This window comes from Streptomyces triculaminicus (genome assembly GCF_017349075.1).
In the GTDB taxonomy this organism is placed as follows: domain Bacteria; phylum Actinomycetota; class Actinomycetes; order Streptomycetales; family Streptomycetaceae; genus Streptomyces; species Streptomyces triculaminicus.
Genome location: NZ_JAFMOF010000001.1, coordinates 677,906 through 692,545 on the forward strand (window position 1 = coordinate 677,906; position 14,640 = coordinate 692,545).

General features: G+C 71.6%; 14 protein-coding genes and 1 pseudogene. 8 read left to right on the plus strand and 7 right to left on the minus strand.

Going from position 1 to position 14,640, the window contains the following annotated elements; translation table 11 throughout:
- Together J1792_RS03105 and J1792_RS03110 are read left to right on the plus strand one after the other, a co-directional pair.
- The gene (locus tag J1792_RS03105; RefSeq protein ID WP_086567720.1) at nt 1–258 is read left to right on the plus strand and encodes an acyl carrier protein; all 258 of its coding nucleotides are present in this window, start codon (nt 1–3) and stop codon (nt 256–258) included.
- Nucleotides 259–366: 108 nt separating this feature from the next.
- Nucleotides 367–1,323: an aromatase/cyclase gene (locus J1792_RS03110; RefSeq protein ID WP_086567718.1), complete on the plus strand. Its 957-nt coding sequence runs from the start codon at nt 367–369 to the stop codon at nt 1,321–1,323.
- Between the two features lie 171 nt (nt 1,324–1,494).
- Here J1792_RS03110 and J1792_RS03115 read toward each other — a convergent pair whose 3' ends face one another.
- Nucleotides 1,495–2,280, minus strand: coding sequence for a 3-oxoacyl-ACP reductase (locus J1792_RS03115; protein WP_086567716.1), 786 nt, complete (start codon nt 2,278–2,280; stop codon nt 1,495–1,497).
- Between the two features lie 190 nt (nt 2,281–2,470).
- Between J1792_RS03115 and J1792_RS03120 the strand changes: the two genes are divergently transcribed.
- The 3 genes from J1792_RS03120 to J1792_RS03130 are packed head-to-tail and all read left to right on the plus strand — an operon-like array spanning nt 2,471 to nt 4,501.
- The gene (locus J1792_RS03120; RefSeq protein ID WP_086567714.1) at nt 2,471–2,899 is read left to right on the plus strand and encodes a nuclear transport factor 2 family protein; all 429 of its coding nucleotides are present in this window, start codon (nt 2,471–2,473) and stop codon (nt 2,897–2,899) included.
- A 4-nt stretch (nt 2,900–2,903) separates the two neighbouring features.
- Nucleotides 2,904–3,713: a hypothetical protein gene (locus J1792_RS03125; protein ID WP_086567712.1), complete on the plus strand. Its 810-nt coding sequence runs from the start codon at nt 2,904–2,906 to the stop codon at nt 3,711–3,713.
- A 35-nt stretch (nt 3,714–3,748) separates the two neighbouring features.
- The gene (locus J1792_RS03130; RefSeq protein WP_207246632.1) at nt 3,749–4,501 is read left to right on the plus strand and encodes a 4'-phosphopantetheinyl transferase family protein; all 753 of its coding nucleotides are present in this window, start codon (nt 3,749–3,751) and stop codon (nt 4,499–4,501) included.
- 21 nt (nt 4,502–4,522) lie between these two features.
- On the opposite strand, the gene J1792_RS03135 is transcribed toward J1792_RS03130, so the two are convergent.
- The 3 genes and pseudogenes from J1792_RS03135 to J1792_RS03145 form a co-directional block, all read right to left on the minus strand.
- Nucleotides 4,523–5,329, minus strand: coding sequence for an AfsR/SARP family transcriptional regulator (locus tag J1792_RS03135; RefSeq protein ID WP_086567709.1), 807 nt, complete (start codon nt 5,327–5,329; stop codon nt 4,523–4,525).
- A gap of 82 nt (nt 5,330–5,411) precedes the next feature.
- Nucleotides 5,412–7,159, minus strand: a pseudogene (locus tag J1792_RS03140) (acetyl/propionyl/methylcrotonyl-CoA carboxylase subunit alpha).
- A 194-nt stretch (nt 7,160–7,353) separates the two neighbouring features.
- Nucleotides 7,354–8,250 carry an MBL fold metallo-hydrolase gene (locus tag J1792_RS03145; RefSeq protein WP_086566515.1) on the minus strand — a complete coding sequence of 299 codons (897 nt, stop codon included), beginning with the start codon at nt 8,248–8,250 and terminating at the stop codon, nt 7,354–7,356.
- Between the two features lie 143 nt (nt 8,251–8,393).
- Here J1792_RS03145 and J1792_RS03150 point away from each other — a divergent pair, with 143 nt between their 5' ends.
- Both J1792_RS03150 and J1792_RS03155 read left to right on the plus strand, forming a co-directional pair.
- Nucleotides 8,394–9,434 (plus strand): DUF6081 family protein, encoded by a 1,041-nt coding sequence (locus J1792_RS03150; protein WP_179198749.1) that lies wholly within the window; start codon nt 8,394–8,396, stop codon nt 9,432–9,434.
- A gap of 243 nt (nt 9,435–9,677) precedes the next feature.
- Nucleotides 9,678–10,838, plus strand: a complete 1,161-nt coding sequence (locus J1792_RS03155; RefSeq protein WP_086566517.1) for an acyl-CoA dehydrogenase family protein — start codon at nt 9,678–9,680, stop codon at nt 10,836–10,838.
- A 203-nt stretch (nt 10,839–11,041) separates the two neighbouring features.
- On the opposite strand, the gene J1792_RS03160 is transcribed toward J1792_RS03155, so the two are convergent.
- On the minus strand, nt 11,042–11,473 hold the full coding sequence (locus J1792_RS03160; protein WP_207247075.1) for a lipocalin-like domain-containing protein: 432 nt from the start codon (nt 11,471–11,473) through the stop codon (nt 11,042–11,044).
- 2 nt (nt 11,474–11,475) lie between these two features.
- Nucleotides 11,476–12,540, minus strand: coding sequence for an LLM class flavin-dependent oxidoreductase (locus J1792_RS03165; protein WP_207246633.1), 1,065 nt, complete (start codon nt 12,538–12,540; stop codon nt 11,476–11,478).
- A 194-nt stretch (nt 12,541–12,734) separates the two neighbouring features.
- Between J1792_RS03165 and J1792_RS03170 the strand changes: the two genes are divergently transcribed.
- Nucleotides 12,735–13,340 carry a response regulator transcription factor gene (locus J1792_RS03170; RefSeq protein WP_086566518.1) on the plus strand — a complete coding sequence of 202 codons (606 nt, stop codon included), beginning with the start codon at nt 12,735–12,737 and terminating at the stop codon, nt 13,338–13,340.
- Here the strand turns inward: J1792_RS03170 and J1792_RS03175 are convergent.
- Nucleotides 13,273–14,313 (minus strand): sensor histidine kinase, encoded by a 1,041-nt coding sequence (locus tag J1792_RS03175; RefSeq protein ID WP_086566520.1) that lies wholly within the window; start codon nt 14,311–14,313, stop codon nt 13,273–13,275. The two genes, J1792_RS03170 and J1792_RS03175, sit on opposite strands and share 68 nt — an antisense overlap.
- Between the last annotated feature and the right edge of the window lie 327 nt (nt 14,314–14,640).

Here is a 14,640-nt window from a genome sequence, read left to right on the forward strand (position 1 = left end):
ATGGCACAGCTCGGCATCGACGACCTGCGGCGCATCCTGATCGCCTGCGCGGGTGAGGACGACAGCATCGACCTCACCGGCGACATCCTCGACATCAGCTTCGAGGACCTCGGCTACGACTCCCTCGCCCTGATGGAGAGCACCGCCCGGATCAAGCAGGAGTACGGCATCGACCTCTCCGACGACGCCGTCGGCGACGTGGAGACGCCCCGCGCCCTCCTCGACCTGGTGAACGCCACCGAGGTCGCCGCCGCCTGATCCGCCGGCCGGCGACCCATGGGGCCCGTATCCCGCCCGGCGGGGGGATACGGGCCCCTGCCCATCAGCGCCGGGCAGGCGCACCGCTCAAGCCGAGGAGAACCTCTCATGGAACGACCCGTGATCCACCGCACCGAGCACACCCTCGTCGTCTCCGCGCCCGCCCGGGTGCTCTACGACCTGGTCTCCGACGTCACGCTGTGGCCGGCCGTGTTCGGGCCGAGCGTGCACGTCCGTCACCTCGAGCGCACCGAGCGCTCCGAGGTGTTCGAGATCTGGGCCCAGGTCAACGGCAAGGTCGCCAACTGGACCTCGCGGCGGGCCCTGGACCCCGAGCGGCTCTATGTGAGCTTCCGGCAGCAGCGCAGCTTCCCGCCCGTCACCTCGATGGGCGGCGGCTGGCTCTTCCGCTCCCTGCCCGACGGCCGCACCGAGGTCGTGCTGCGGCACCGCTTCAGCGTGGAGGGCGACGACCCGCAGGCCGTGCAGAACCTGCTGGCCGCGCTGGACCGCAACAGCGGCGAGGAGCTGGCGGCCCTGGCCCGGGTGGCGGAGCTCGGCCACCCGGTCGAGGACATCGTGTTCTCCTTCACCGACATCGTCCCGCTGGAGGGCGGCGCCGAGTCCGCGTACGACTTCGTCAACCGCGCCGACCTGTGGGCCGAGCGGCTGCCGCACGTCAGCAGCGTGGTGCTGACCGAGGACGTCCCCGGGGTGCAGGACCTGCGCATGGAGACCCTGACCGCGGACGGTTCGACGCACACCACGCGCTCGACCCGCATCTGCAAGGCCCCCTCGTGGATCGCCTACAAGCAGAGCATCCTGCCGAAGCTGCTGACCGGCCACAGCGGTCTGTGGACCTTCACCGACGGCCCGGACGGCCCGCTGGCCACGGCCCGCCACACGGTGGCCCTCAACCCGGCGACCGTCACCGAGGTCCTGGGCGAGCAGGCCACGCTCGACGACGCGCGGACCTTCATCCGCGAGGCCCTGGGCCGCAACAGCCTGGCGACGATGACCCACGCGGCCGCGTACGCCAAGGAGCACGGCGGCGTGACCGCGTAGGGCGCCGCCCGCGTCCGTCCCCCACGACGACGCCGGCTTCCGGACCCGGAAGGGTGCGGAGGCCGGCGTCGTCGTGTTCGCCCGGCCCAACGACGCGCCCACGCGACGCGCCCGCGCCCCCTCCCGGGGGAACGGGAGGGGGCGCGGGCGGGAGTGCGGTGTGCGGGCCGGTCAGTAGTTGCCCAGGCCGCCGCAGACGTTGAGGGCCTGCGCGGTGACGGCGGCCGCGTCGTCGCTGACCAGGTACTCGACCATGGCGGCGACCTCGCGGGTCTCCACGTAGCGGCCCAGCGGCACCCGGGTGGTGATGCGGTCGTGGGCTTCCTGCTCGCTGACGCCCCAGATGCCGGAGTAGTGACCGCGCACCCGCTCGGCCATCGGCGTCTCGACGAAGCCGGGGCACACGGCGTTCACGGTGATGCCGGTGCGGGCCAGCTCCAGGCCGAGCGCCTTGCTGAAGCCGACGACGCCGTGCTTGGACGCCGAGTAGGGGGCGGCGTGGACGACGCCCTGCTTGCCGCCGGTGGAAGCGATGCTGATGATGCGGCCGCGCTTCTTCTCGAGCATGCCGCCGGCGTTCAGCACCTCCTTGGTCATCAGGAAGACGCTGTTGAGGTTGGTGTTGATCACGTCGAACCACAGCTCGTCGGGGACCTCGTTGGTCGCGCCGCCACCGCTGCGGCCGGCGTTGTTGACGAGGATGTCGACCGTGCCGAAGCGGTCCACCGCGGACGCCACGAACGCCTTGATCTGGGCCGGGTCCGCGACGTCACAGGTGGTGCCGTCGACCTCGAACCCCTCGTCGCTCAGCTCCTTGATCGTGGCGGCCAGCTGGTCGGCCTGGCGGGCGCAGAGGTAGACGCGGGCGCCGAGCCCGGCGAGCCGGCGGGCGATCTCGAGGCCGATCCCGCTGGTCGCGCCCGTGACGAGGGCGACCGGCTTGACTTCCTGTGCCATGTGCTTCTCCCGAATAGCTGCTGTGGGCAGGTCCGGCGCCGAGCCTGTCGGGGATTCCTCGCGTCGCGCTGGAACGCCCCTGGAAGGCACCTTGCGGCCCTCCGCCGACGCCCCGACGGTTCTCAAGGGCGATTCGAGGCGGGGCCGCGATTCTTGCGGAACCCCGTCAGCCACTCCGTAAGGGACCGAGATGACCGCGACGACCGTCAGCAGCGACCTCTACACGCAGGTGCAGCACTTCTACGCGCGCCAGATGCAGGCCCTGGACAACGGCCGGATCGAGGAGTACGCCGCCACCTTCACCAAGGACGGCAGCTTCCAGCACTCCCCCGGCATCGACCCCGTGCTCGGCCGCGACAACATCCTCGCCGAGCTGCGCTCCTTCCTGAAGAAGTACGACGACGACCCCACCCAGCGCCGCCACTACTTCAACCAGATGATCCTCGACCCCCAGGAGGACGGCAGCCTCCGCTCCACCGTCTACGCCCTGATCATCCGCGTGCGCCCCAACGAGCAGCCGGAGGTCTGGCCGAGCACCGTGGTGCACGACGTCATCGACCTGACGGACGGCGAGATCCTGCTGCGCTCCCGCTCCGTCAGCTACGACCAGCTGGTCTGAGCCGATGAAGGCGTCGCCGACCCCGGAACGGCTGCTGGCCCACGCGGACGCAGCGCTGCGCAGCGCCATGGCGGCCGCGACCGCCCGTACGCCGTCCCGGCTGGCCAAGGCAGCGGCCGGTGCCGCCTATCTGGATCTGTGGGCGTGCGAGCGGCTGCTGCGCGCCGACGGGGGAATCAGATCCGCCAGCGCCCGTTTCCTCGTGCCGCGCCTGCTGATGGAGAGCGTCGACGGGCTGACCGTGCTGCTGGGGACCGAGCTGCACCGGGCGAGCCGGGCCAGCGCCGAGTACCGGCGCCGGGCCCGCCTGCTCGGTGAGGCGATGTGGCACCCGGACCACGAGGAACGCCTGATGGCGGTGGTGGAGCGGCTGTCCCTGCCGCTCTACGGCGACGACCGGCTCTCGCGCCCCATGACGTCGGTGCGGCCGATGTCCCTGCCCACCGCCCTGCACAGGATGCTGGACGATCTGGAGCGCGAACGCCGGCAGCTGATCGACGACTGCGCCCTGTCCGAGGGCAGTCCGACGGCACGGGACTGGGCACGGGCGGACCGCTACGCGCTGCTGACCGCGGCCGCCGCGTGCGTCGACGACTGGCAGCGCCGCAAGGGCCACCGGCAGCACCGGCTCGCGGACCTGACCCGCCTGGTGGGGGCGCTGTCCCGGCTGGCGGTACGGCTCGACCGGGAGCCGGCCGGTCCCGACGCCGAGCTGAGCGGGGCCCTGTTCGACGAGGCGGACCTGTACTGCCGCACGTCGTCGGTCGTGGTGCGGACCGCGCGCTCGGCCGCCCGCCAGCTGGCCGGCGTGTGATCCCTCCCTCCCCCGAAGGCCGGAAAGGTCCCCCCATGCCCGCTGTAGAGCTCGTGCACGCCGACGGCCCGGGCGGCGCCTGGGCGACGTCGGTGTCCACGGCCGTACGCGAGGGCCGGACCGTGGTCCTGCACTGCCTCGTCGAGGAGTGGAAGGCGCCCGACAGCCCGGAGCTGTCCCTGCTGCTGGGCCGCGAGCACCGCCGCTACGCCTCCACGCGGCACCCCGCCTGCAAGGACCGGTTCGTGGCCTCCCGGCGGCTGATCAAGTACGCGGCGTCGGCGGTACTCGGCGTCTCCCCCTGGACGCTGGAGCTGGCGATCAGCCCGGGCGGCCGCAAGTACCTGCGCGGTTGCGGCTGGCTCGGGCTGAGCCTGAGCCACACGGGCGACCTGCTGGTGCTCGCGCTGAGCGCCACGGGCCGCGTCGGCGCCGACAGCGAGGCGCTCAGCCGGTCGATGTGCAACCCGGCGCTGGTGCGCCGGGTGTGCACGGACGCCGAGATGGAGGCCCTGGGCGACCTGCCGGCCGGTGAGCGGGGCCGGGCGATGCTGCGGCTGTGGACCCTGAAGGAGGCCTACACCAAGGCCATCGGCGTCGGCATGCGGCTGCCCTTCCGCGAGTTCGGGTTCGCGGTGGACGACGACAGGGCCGTACTGCGCGACGCCGAGGGGGCGCCGGCGCATCCGGTGGAGTGGGAGTTCACCACCCACTGGATCGACGCCGACGACTCGTATGTCGTGAGTACGGCCCAGACCCGGTCTCCCGGGTATCGGTTCGCCGACTAGCCCGCCGCCCTCCTCACCGCTCTACGCGGTGAGCAACGCATGGGTGGGGGCGGGCACTTCGAGCCGCTCGTCGTTGGCGAGGACGGCCTGGTGCAGGCGCTGCAGCCGAGGCGACGGCTCCACGCCGAGCTCCTCGACCAGGGCGCGGCGCAGCGACTGGAAGGCGTCGAGCGCCCGCCAGGGGTGGCCTGCCCGGTACAGGGCGGTCATCAGCTGGGCGCACAGCGCCTCGTGCATCGGCTGCTGGGCGACCAGCATGCGCAGCTCGCCGATGAGTTCGGCGTGCCGGCCGAGCTGGAGGTCGGCCTCGATGCGCAGCTCGAGGGCGCGGGTGCGCTCCTCCTGCATGCCGATGATCTCCATGCCCAGCACCTCGCCGACCGGTACGTCGACGAGCGCGGGACCCCGCCACAGCTCCAGCGCCCGGCTCAGCTCGGCGGTGGCGGTGGCGGGGTCGTTCTCCCCCATGGCGCGGCTGCCGCGCCGGACGAGCTGCTGGAACTCCAGCAGGTCGCAGGAGTACTCCATCGGGTTGAGCTGGTACCCGCCGTAGCAGGTCGCCAGGATGTCCTTGGCCGTACGGCCGTCCTCCTGCGGCCCCGCCTCGCTGATCTTCCGGCGGAGCTGAAGGATGTAGGTCTGCAGTGTGGTGGCGGCGCTACGCGGAATGGCGTCGCCCCACACTTCGGTCATCAGGGTTTCCACCGCGACGACACGGCCCGCGCGAATGGCGAGCAGAGCGAGAATCTGTCGGGGCTTCCCTGCGGTCGGCACAATCGAGGTGCCGTTCACCCGTGCCGCGATCGGTCCCAGAACTTCGATTTGCATGACTGGAGCATCGCAGCCAGGTTTCGGCTTCAACCAGTGCATGGGGCATGAGTGGGTATGAAAATCTCATACCCGGTCCTTATCAGTCCTTGATGGTGCAGATCACAGCGCCGGACGATACCGATGCCCCGACCTCCGCCGCCAGGTCCTTGACCGTGCCGCTGCGGTGGGCGTTGAGCGGCTGCTCCATCTTCATCGCCTCCAGGACGATGACCAGGTCGCCCTCCTGGACCTCCTGCCCGTCCGCCACGGCCACCTTGACGATGGTGCCCTGCATCGGCGACATCAATGCGTCTCCGGACACGGCGGGGCCGGATTTCCGGGCCGCGCGCCGTTGCTTGGGCCTGGCGGTGGCGGGAGCGGCCGCCACGGCCCCGAGGGAGGCCGGGAGCGTGACCTCGAGGCGTTTGCCGCCGACCTCGACGACGACGGTCTCGCGGCCGGGGGTTTCCTCGTCCTCGTCCGGGGTGACGCCGGTGAAGGGGGTGATGGTGTTGTCGAACTCGGTCTCGATCCACCGGGTGTGGATACGGAACGGGTCGGAGGTGAAGGCGGGGTCGGTGACGACGGCCTGGTGGAAGGGGATGGCGGTGGCCATGCCCTCGACCTGGAACTCCGCCAGCGCCCGCGCCGCCCGCTGCAGCGCCTGCTCACGGCTCGCACCGGTCACGATGAGCTTGGCCAGCAGCGAGTCCCACGCCGGACCGATCACCGATCCGGATTCGACGCCCGCGTCGAGGCGGACGCCGGGGCCGGTGGGGGTGCGAAGCGGGTGACGGTGCCGGGGGCGGGCAGGAAGTTACGGCCCGGGTCCTCGCCGTTGATCCGGAACTCGAAGGAGTGCCCGCGCACGACCGGGTCGTCGTAGCCGAGTTCCTCGCCGTCGGCGATGCGGAACATCTCGCGCACGAGGTCGAGGCCGGTGACTTCTTCGGTGACGGGGTGTTCGACCTGCAGGCGGGTGTTGACCTCGAGGAAGGAGATCGTGCCGTCCGCGCCGACGAGGAACTCCACCGTGCCCGCGCCGACGTAGCCGGCTTCCTTGAGGATCGCCTTGGAGGCCGTGTAGAGCTGGGCGTTCTGCTCGTCCGACAGGAACGGCGCCGGCGCTTCTTCCACCAGTTTCTGGTGGCGGCGCTGGAGGGAGCAGTCGCGGGTGGAGACGACCACGACGTTGCCATGCTGGTCTGCGAGGCACTGGGTTTCGACGTGGCGGGGCTTGTCGAGGTAGCGCTCGACGAAGCACTCGCCGCGGCCGAACGCTGCGACGGCTTCGCGGACGGCGGAGTCGTAGAGCTCGGGGACCTCGTCCAGGGTCCGGGCGACCTTCAGGCCACGGCCGCCGCCGCCGAAGGCGGCCTTGATCGCGATCGGCAGGCCGTGCTCGCGGGCGAAGGCGACGACCTCGTCCGCGCCGCTGACGGGGTCGGGGGTGCCGGCGACCAGGGGCGCGCCGGCACGCTGGGCGATGTGGCGGGCCGCGACCTTGTCGCCGAGGTCGCGGATGGCCTGCGGGGGCGGACCGATCCAGGTCAGCCCGGCATCGAGGACGGCCTGGGCGAACTCGGCGTTCTCGGAGAGGAACCCGTAGCCGGGGTGGATGGCATCCGCTCCGGATTCGGCGGCCGCGGCGAGGACCTTGGCCATGTCCAGATAGCTGGTGGCGGGAGTGTCACCGCCCAGCGCGTACGCCTCGTCAGCCGCCCGGACATGCAACGCGTCACGATCCGGATCGGCATAGACCGCCACACTGGCGATCCCCGCGTCCCGGCACGCACGAGCGACACGGACAGCGATTTCGCCACGATTGGCGATCAACACCTTACGCAGGCTCACTTCTCGTCCTTCACACTGAGGTCGGCCGGGACGGTCACGAGGAGACCGCCCCGGAAGACGGCTGGTCTGCAGGGCAGTGATGCCGTCCGAGGCTGTGGTGCACGGCTCGAGGCATGCTGGAAACTGCCTGGAAGTCCCCCCTCCGGGAGACGCGTGGGAGATGTGCGGGAGAGCTCCCGGCGCCCGGGTCAGGCGTGGCAGGCGGGGAGCCCGCCGTTGAACTCGACCATCTCGGCGAAGACCGCGGGCATGTCGACCGGCGAGCCCGGGGCGACGCCCTTCTCCTCGAGGTAGGCGCGGTGCAGGTTGGGCACGATCCGCTCGGAGTCCAGCAGGCCCTTGTACTCGCCCAGGTCGGTCTCGCGCGCCACCTCCACCGGGGTCAGGCCCGCCGCGACGCCCTCCCTGGCGAGCCGCTGGAGCATGCGGAAGTAGCCCTCCGTGCTGTCGAGCAGCTCCGGGCCGGCCACCGGCCCGTGCCCGGAGACCACGACCTCGGGGCCGAGCGCGCGCAGGGCGTCCACCGCCGCGAGCGACCCGGACACCGAGCCCATCGGGCAGAACGGCGTGGCGCCGGACATCACCAGGTCGCCGGTGAACAGCACCCGCTGCTCGGGCAGCCACACCACCGTGTCGTTGGTGGTGTGGGCCGGGCCCAGGTGCATCAGCTCCACCCGCACGGAGCCGGCGTGGAGGGTCAGCCGGTCGTCGAAGGTCACCTGCGGCGGGGTCAGTTCGACGTCGCCCCAGCACACGTCGGGCCACAGCGTCGTCAGGTGCAGACCGATCTGCAGCACCTCGTCGCGGGTGCGCCGGTGACCGATGACGACGGCCTCGGGGAAGACGAAGTTGCCGAAGGTGTGGTCGCCGTGCGAGTGGGTGTTGACCAGCATCCTGGGCGCGGCCGGATTCACACCCTTGACGGCGTCGCGCAGGGCGTGGGCGCGGGCCTCGGTGGCGGCGGTGTCGATCAACAGCGCCTCGCCGTCCGCCACCACGACACCCGCGTTGTTCACGCACCAACCGCCGTCGGGCTGGACGTAGGCGTGGACGTTCTCCGCCACTTCGGTGAGCTTCGGCGACATGTTCTTCTCCTCGGGGGATCGCTTCGGTTCTGGCCGAAGCCTTTCGGTCCCGGCTCGAGGCACACCGGATGCCGCGCTCAAGTGATGTTCATGGGGAGCCCCTCACGATGGCCGCCAACGAACAACCTACGGAGGGAACGCACATGGGTCTGAGGGCACGGTTGAGCGGTACCGCCCTGGCGACGGCGCTGTTCGTCGCTTTCGTTCCGGCCACGGCCAACGCCGCCGAGGACGGCGAGGAGGGCTCGCACACCGTCTTCAGCGACAACTTCCAGTCGGGCTTCGACACCACGAACAAGTGGTTCCAGATGCCCGTGGGCGGGCTGACCAGCGGTGACGGCATCACCAGCACATCCTCGGCGGGCCTGAAGGTCGTCCCGAGCGGCAAGGACTCCGCCGGCAACCCCGCCTTCGCGTACACCACGGGCCAGCAATCGGCCGGCGGCCAGGGTGACGCCGACCACCTGAAGTACCTGACCTCACCGCGGCACTACTCGACGAAGGGCTTCCCCGGCTGGGACACGCCCGACTTCGGCACGCAGTCGTGCAACACCCGGATGGGGGTGACGACCACCAACACCGACAAGCACCCGTTCGGCGCCGCGGTCTCCAACGCCCAGACCGACCCCCGCCTCGCCTCCGGCGCGCTGGTCTCCTTCGACCAGGAGACCAACATGGTCTTCGACTTCTTCGTCACCAACAACACGGTGTACGCGTTCTACGAGCGCCTGCGCTCCCCGGGGAGCACCTACGCCTCGTTCAGCTACGCCGTGCCGGTGATGACCATCACCAAGGGCCAGCAGGTGGCGTACAGCATCACCCTCGACCAGCAGCGCACCCGTGCCCGCTGGAAGGTCAACGGGGTCACCATGCTGACCGTCAGCAAGATCGGCACGCGCGCCCTCGACCGCAAGTACCTGCTGATCGACCACGGCGGCAACGACGAGGTCGTCGCCCCGCGCCAGATGCAGTGCGCACTGGGGACGTTCACGCTGCTCGACGGGTCGGGAGCGGACGGCAAGGGCCTGGTCAAGCTGGACTCGACGGCCAACTCCTACTACAAGCCGTCAGTCGGCGCGCCCACCGCGCAGTCCTTCTTCGACGACCAGAGCCTGGCCGGCAACCGCCTGTGGGGGCAGGGGGCTCAGCTTCAGGTGGCCTCCTTCAGCGTCTCGGCGAGCTGACGGGCGGGTCACGTCCTGATCCGACGTGACGTCCTGAGCGGGGGTGGCGTCGGAACCGCCCCTTCCCAGACCGACCACTGAAAGAAACCAGCTCAGCGGTTTTGTGTCAAGAGAGGGCCGGTCCATTCCGCCACGGGGGCGGAACGGACCGGCCCTCGCCGCGACTCGAGCCCGCCCCGAGCGGCGTTCCATCGGCGTCGCGCAGGATCGGCCCTCCCGAACGCCGGCACTAGGAGGGCGAGGATGCGCACACAGGCTCCGGAAGGGACCGGGCTGACGTCCCGGTCCGTCGAACTGGCCGAACTGGCCCGGCATCGCGCCCAGGACGCGGAGGAGCAGCGCCGGCTGACGCCCGACGTGGTCGAGCACATGCTCCGGACGGGCTTCGCACGGCACTTCACGCCGACCGCCCAGGGCGGCGAGGACGGCACGTTCGAGGAGCTCACCCAGGCGCTGATCACCGTCGCCGAGGCCGACACGGCCACCGCGTGGTGCGCGTCGATCGCGGCGAGCCTGTCCCGCATGGCCGCCTACCTCCCCACGGAGGCGCACGCGGACGTGTGGCGCGAGGGGCCCGACACCTTCCTGGTGGGCACCCTGTCGCCGCTGGGCAAGGCCACTCCGGCGCCCGGCGGCTGGCGGGTCAGCGGCTCCTGGGCGTACATCAGCGGCATCGACTACTCCGACTGGGCGCTGGTGTGCGCCGTCGTCCCCCGGGCCGAGGGGGAGCCGCAGGACGGCCCGCCGCCGGCCCGGATCTTCGCGCTGCCGCGCGGCGCGTACGCCGTCAAGGACACCTGGACCAGCTCCGGCATGCGCGGCACGGGCAGCAACACCCTGATCGCGGACGACGTGTTCGTCCCCGAGACGCACAGCTACAGCCGCCGCCGGCTCTTCGACGGTGCGCCGCTGGGGTCGGACGCCGCGTGCCACACGGTGCCGCTGCAGGCCGCCAACGGTCTGTCGTTCGCGGTGCCCGCCGTGGGCGCCGCCCGGGGCGCGCTCGCCCGGTGGACCACCGAGACGGCCGGCCGCCTGGCCCGGGGCGCGGGCAGGCCCGGGATGCCGGGGCCCGTGCGGACCACCTACGAGGCCGCCCTGTCCCGCAGCGCCGGCGAGATCGACAGCGCCCAGCTGCTGCTCGAGCGCGCCTCCCGCCTCGCGGACAAGGGCCCGGCCGTCACCGCCGGGGAGACGGCCCGCAACCTGCGCGACTGCGCGCTCTCCGCCGAGATGACCGTGAGCGCGGTCAACCGCCTGTTCTCGACCGCCGGCACCTCCGGGCAGGCCACGGACAGCCCGCTGCAGCGCGCCTGGCGCGACGTGAACTCCATCTCCACCCATGTGCTGCTGGCCTTCGACCCGGCGGCCACGCTGTACGCCTCGCACACGTTCGGTCTCTGACCTCTCCGCCCGGAGACCTCTCCGCACGCGCGCGCACGAACGGCGCCGGGGACCCGTACCTCCACGGGCCCCCGGCGCCGCTTTGCGTTGGGGGGAAGAGGACTCCGGCCGGGCGGGAAAAGCCGCACCCGCCGGACCGGCTCCTGGAGGGCCGGTCCGGCGGGTGGCGGTGCGGCCGGGATCCCCGTCCGGCCGCGGGGCGCTCACGTCGCCGCGGGCGCCCCCGTCCTCTCGAAGGCGGCGGCCCGCCGCCAGCGCAGCAGGCGGCGCTGGGACCGCCCCTCGATCTGCGCGGTGCCGCCCAGCAGCAGGTCCTCGCCGTCGAGTTCGACCTCGCGGACCATGTCGGTGCCGACGATGTGCGGGTGGGCGCTGACGGCCACCTCGTGCACCATCCGGGCGCCCTCCAGGTGCCAGCGGCCCGCGTAGCCCATGAAGGTCTCCGTGCCGCCGCCCGCGCCGTCCAGGGCCCGCATCATGCTCACCGAGAGGTGGCCGTCGGCGGTGTAGACGAGCATGCCCTGCGGGGCGGACCCCAGCGGGCCGTCGCTGGTGCGCCCGGCCTCGTCGACGTCGTAGTAGGCGACCAGGCGCCACACGCCGACGGGGTCGAAGGCGTCGTCGAGGCGGTGCATCGTCACAGGGCCCTTTCGGTGAGCTGCGGGGACAGGCCATCCTCGCCGCCGGTGCTCGAGGCGCCGCTGAGGGCGCCTCGAGCGGGTCCGGTCGCCTGGCGCAGGTGGGGCAGCACCTCGGCGCCGAACAGCTCGATCTGTTCGGCGACTTCGGAGTAGGGCATGCCGGGCATGTCCAGCGCGAACAGCTGCCGCTGGTGGCCGTAGCGCTCGCGGAAGCTCAGCACGGCCTCCACGACCTGCTGGGGGCTGCCGACGGTCAGGGTGGTGCCGGCCATCTCGCGCTCGAGGCCGCCCGGGGTGGGGAAGCCGCCGCGCGAGGCGATGAGCGCGGAGTGGTACGGGCGGAAGCCGGCGACGGCGTCCTGGCTGCGGCGCGCGATGTGCAACTGTCCACCGGCGCCGAGGACGGCGTCCTGGGGGTTCCTGCCGTGCGCGGCCCAGGCGCGGCGGTAGTGGTCGGCGAGGGCGCCGAAGTGCTCCAGCGGGCCGAAGAGGTTGTTGAGGAAGAGGGGTTCGCCGTACCGGGCGGCGGTCTCGGCGGTCGCCGGGCTGCGCACGGCGCCGTGCCACATGACCGGGGGCTCGCCGTACGGGCGCGGCAGAATGGTCACCCTGCGCAACGGAGTGCGGTAGCGGCCGGACCATTCGAGGTCGGTCTCGCGCCACAGCTTGCGCAGCAGCAGGTGGTTCTCCTCCAGCAGCGCGTCCTGGTCCTGCGGATCCCGCCCGAACATCGGGAACGTGCGCCAGGAGACACCCTTGCCGATCATCAGGTCCACGCGGCCGTCGCTGAGTTGCGAAAGCGTGGCGAAGTCCTCGGCGACCCGGACCGGGTCCAGGGTGGTCAGGACGGTGACGGCGGTGCTCAGCCGCAGGCGCGTGGTGCGCGCGGCGAGGTGGCCGAGGATCACGGTGGGTGAGCTTGTGACATACGGTCCGTCGTGGTGCTCGCCGACGGCGAAGACGTCCATGCCCACCTGCTCGGTGAGCACGCCGAGTTCGACGACCCCGCGCAGTCTCTCGCGCTCGGTCATCACCTCGCCCGTGACCGGGTGGGGTGCCATGGCACCGATGCTGAATATTCCGAACTCCACGACGCCTCTTTCCAGGGGGGTGTACAGGTGCGCGCGCTACGGTCGCGCGGCTGTGTTGATGTGCTGATGTGAGAGAAATGACATGAAATGCCCGATACCGGCTGTGTATGATTCAGGCCGCTCCGGGGAGCTTCGTCGACTGCCCCGGACGGGGGGAGCAAGACGTGATACGGGTGATGCTGGCCGAGGACATGCACATGATCCGCGGCGCTCTGGTCGCTCTCCTGGCCCGCGAGAGCGGCCTGCAGGTGGTGGCGGAGGTCGAGCGCGGCGACCACATCGTGCCCACGGCACTGGAGGTCCGGCCGGACGTGGCCGTCCTCGACATCGACCTTCCGGGCCTGGACGGCCTGACCGCGGCCGCCGCCCTGCACAAGCGACTTCCGGAGTGCCGCACGCTGGTCCTCACCGCGCTGGGCCGGCCGGGCACGCTCCAGCGCGCCCTGGCCGCCCGCGTCAGCGGATACCTCCTGAAGGACGCGAAGCCGCAGGAGCTGGCGGCGGCGATCCGCCGGATAGCGCAGGGCGGCCGGGTCATCGACCGCGAACTCGCGGTGGCCTCCTGGGACATCGACACCAGCCCGCTGACCACACGGGAGTCGGACGTGCTGCGCCACGCCGCGAGCGGCGCCGAACCGACGGAGATCGCCCAGCGCATGCACTTGTCCACCGGAACGGTGCGCAACTACCTCACCGCCGCCGTCACCAAGCTGCACGCGCGGAACCGGCTGGACGCCGTACGTATCGCCGAGCAGTCGGGATGGCTGTGACGGTCTCGGCCGGACAGACCGCGCGCAGGCGGAACCACTCGCCGTCGTGCGACCAGGTGAGCGTGCCGCCCACGGCGGCGATCCGCGCGGTGAGGCTGTCGAGCCCGGTGCCCGGCTCGCCGTCGCCCGCCGGGTCGTAGCCGTCGTTGGCCATCGCCAGGACGACCACGCCGGCCTCCTCGCGCAGCGTGATCCGGCAGCGCCGCGCCTCGCTGTGCCGCAGGATGTTGGTGGCGCCCTCGCGCAGGACCGCCGCCAGGGTCGTGGCCAGGCGGGGATCGGCGACCGCGGGGGCCTCGCCCTCCACCTCGGTCACCACGCCCGCCGCGCCCAGAACCGTGGAGACGGAGACGAGTTCGCCGCTGAGCGACATGTTCCGCGGGCCCGCCGAGACGGCGCGCACCTCGGCGAGCGCCTTGCGCGACAGCGAGACCAGCTCCGCGACCTCCAGCCGCTCCGGGACGAGTCCCGAGGCGAGCCGGGTGTCGAGCAGCTCCGCCTGCACGGCGACGGCGGTGAGGCTGTAGCCGAGCAGGTCGTGCAGGTCGCGCTGGAGGCGGCGGCGCTCCTCCATGGCGTGCCGGCGCTCGGCGACGGCACGCCGCCGCTGCGCCTCCAGCGCCACCAGACAGCGGCGCAGACCGTAGACGGCGGCGGTCGAGGCCACCGCGGTGAACGCGACGTAGACGAGGCCGCCGAGCGGCAGGACGAGAGTGGAGATCCCCAGGACGGTGAGCGGCACCAGCGGCGCCCACCGGCGGTGAGGGACGACGCCCGGGGAGTGGAGACAGGCCCCGGCCGGCACGGCGACGCACAGCGCCGCGGTGGTCAGCATGGCGAACAGGACGGTCCACCAACCCGTTTGACCGTTGAGCGGGTCGAGGGCGGCGGCGGTGACGACGCAGACGATCTGCACCGTGACGACGATCAGAACGGCGACCCAACCGGGCCGCTGGACGGCCAGTGGACGCACGGGTCAGCCCACGCGGCTCGCGGCCAGGGGGCGGATGGTGGGACCGGATGGGTCAGGCGGTGCCATGAGGATCTCCTGTACATGCGCAATGCCGGGATCGAGTTGCACTATCGGGGACGCTACAAACCGACGAAGCGGTTGGCAATAGCAGTCAGTGCGTTGCTCGTCACTCTCTGGAACCATTCCCTCCGGAATCTTCAACGGCCCCTGAAACATGGCGTTCACAGTGCTATTACCGCAGGTAGAGGCCATGCGACCGGGAATACCCGAAGGTCCGCTCCCCCTCCGTAGGGCCTGGCATCAAAACCATCTGGGCGGTTTAATATC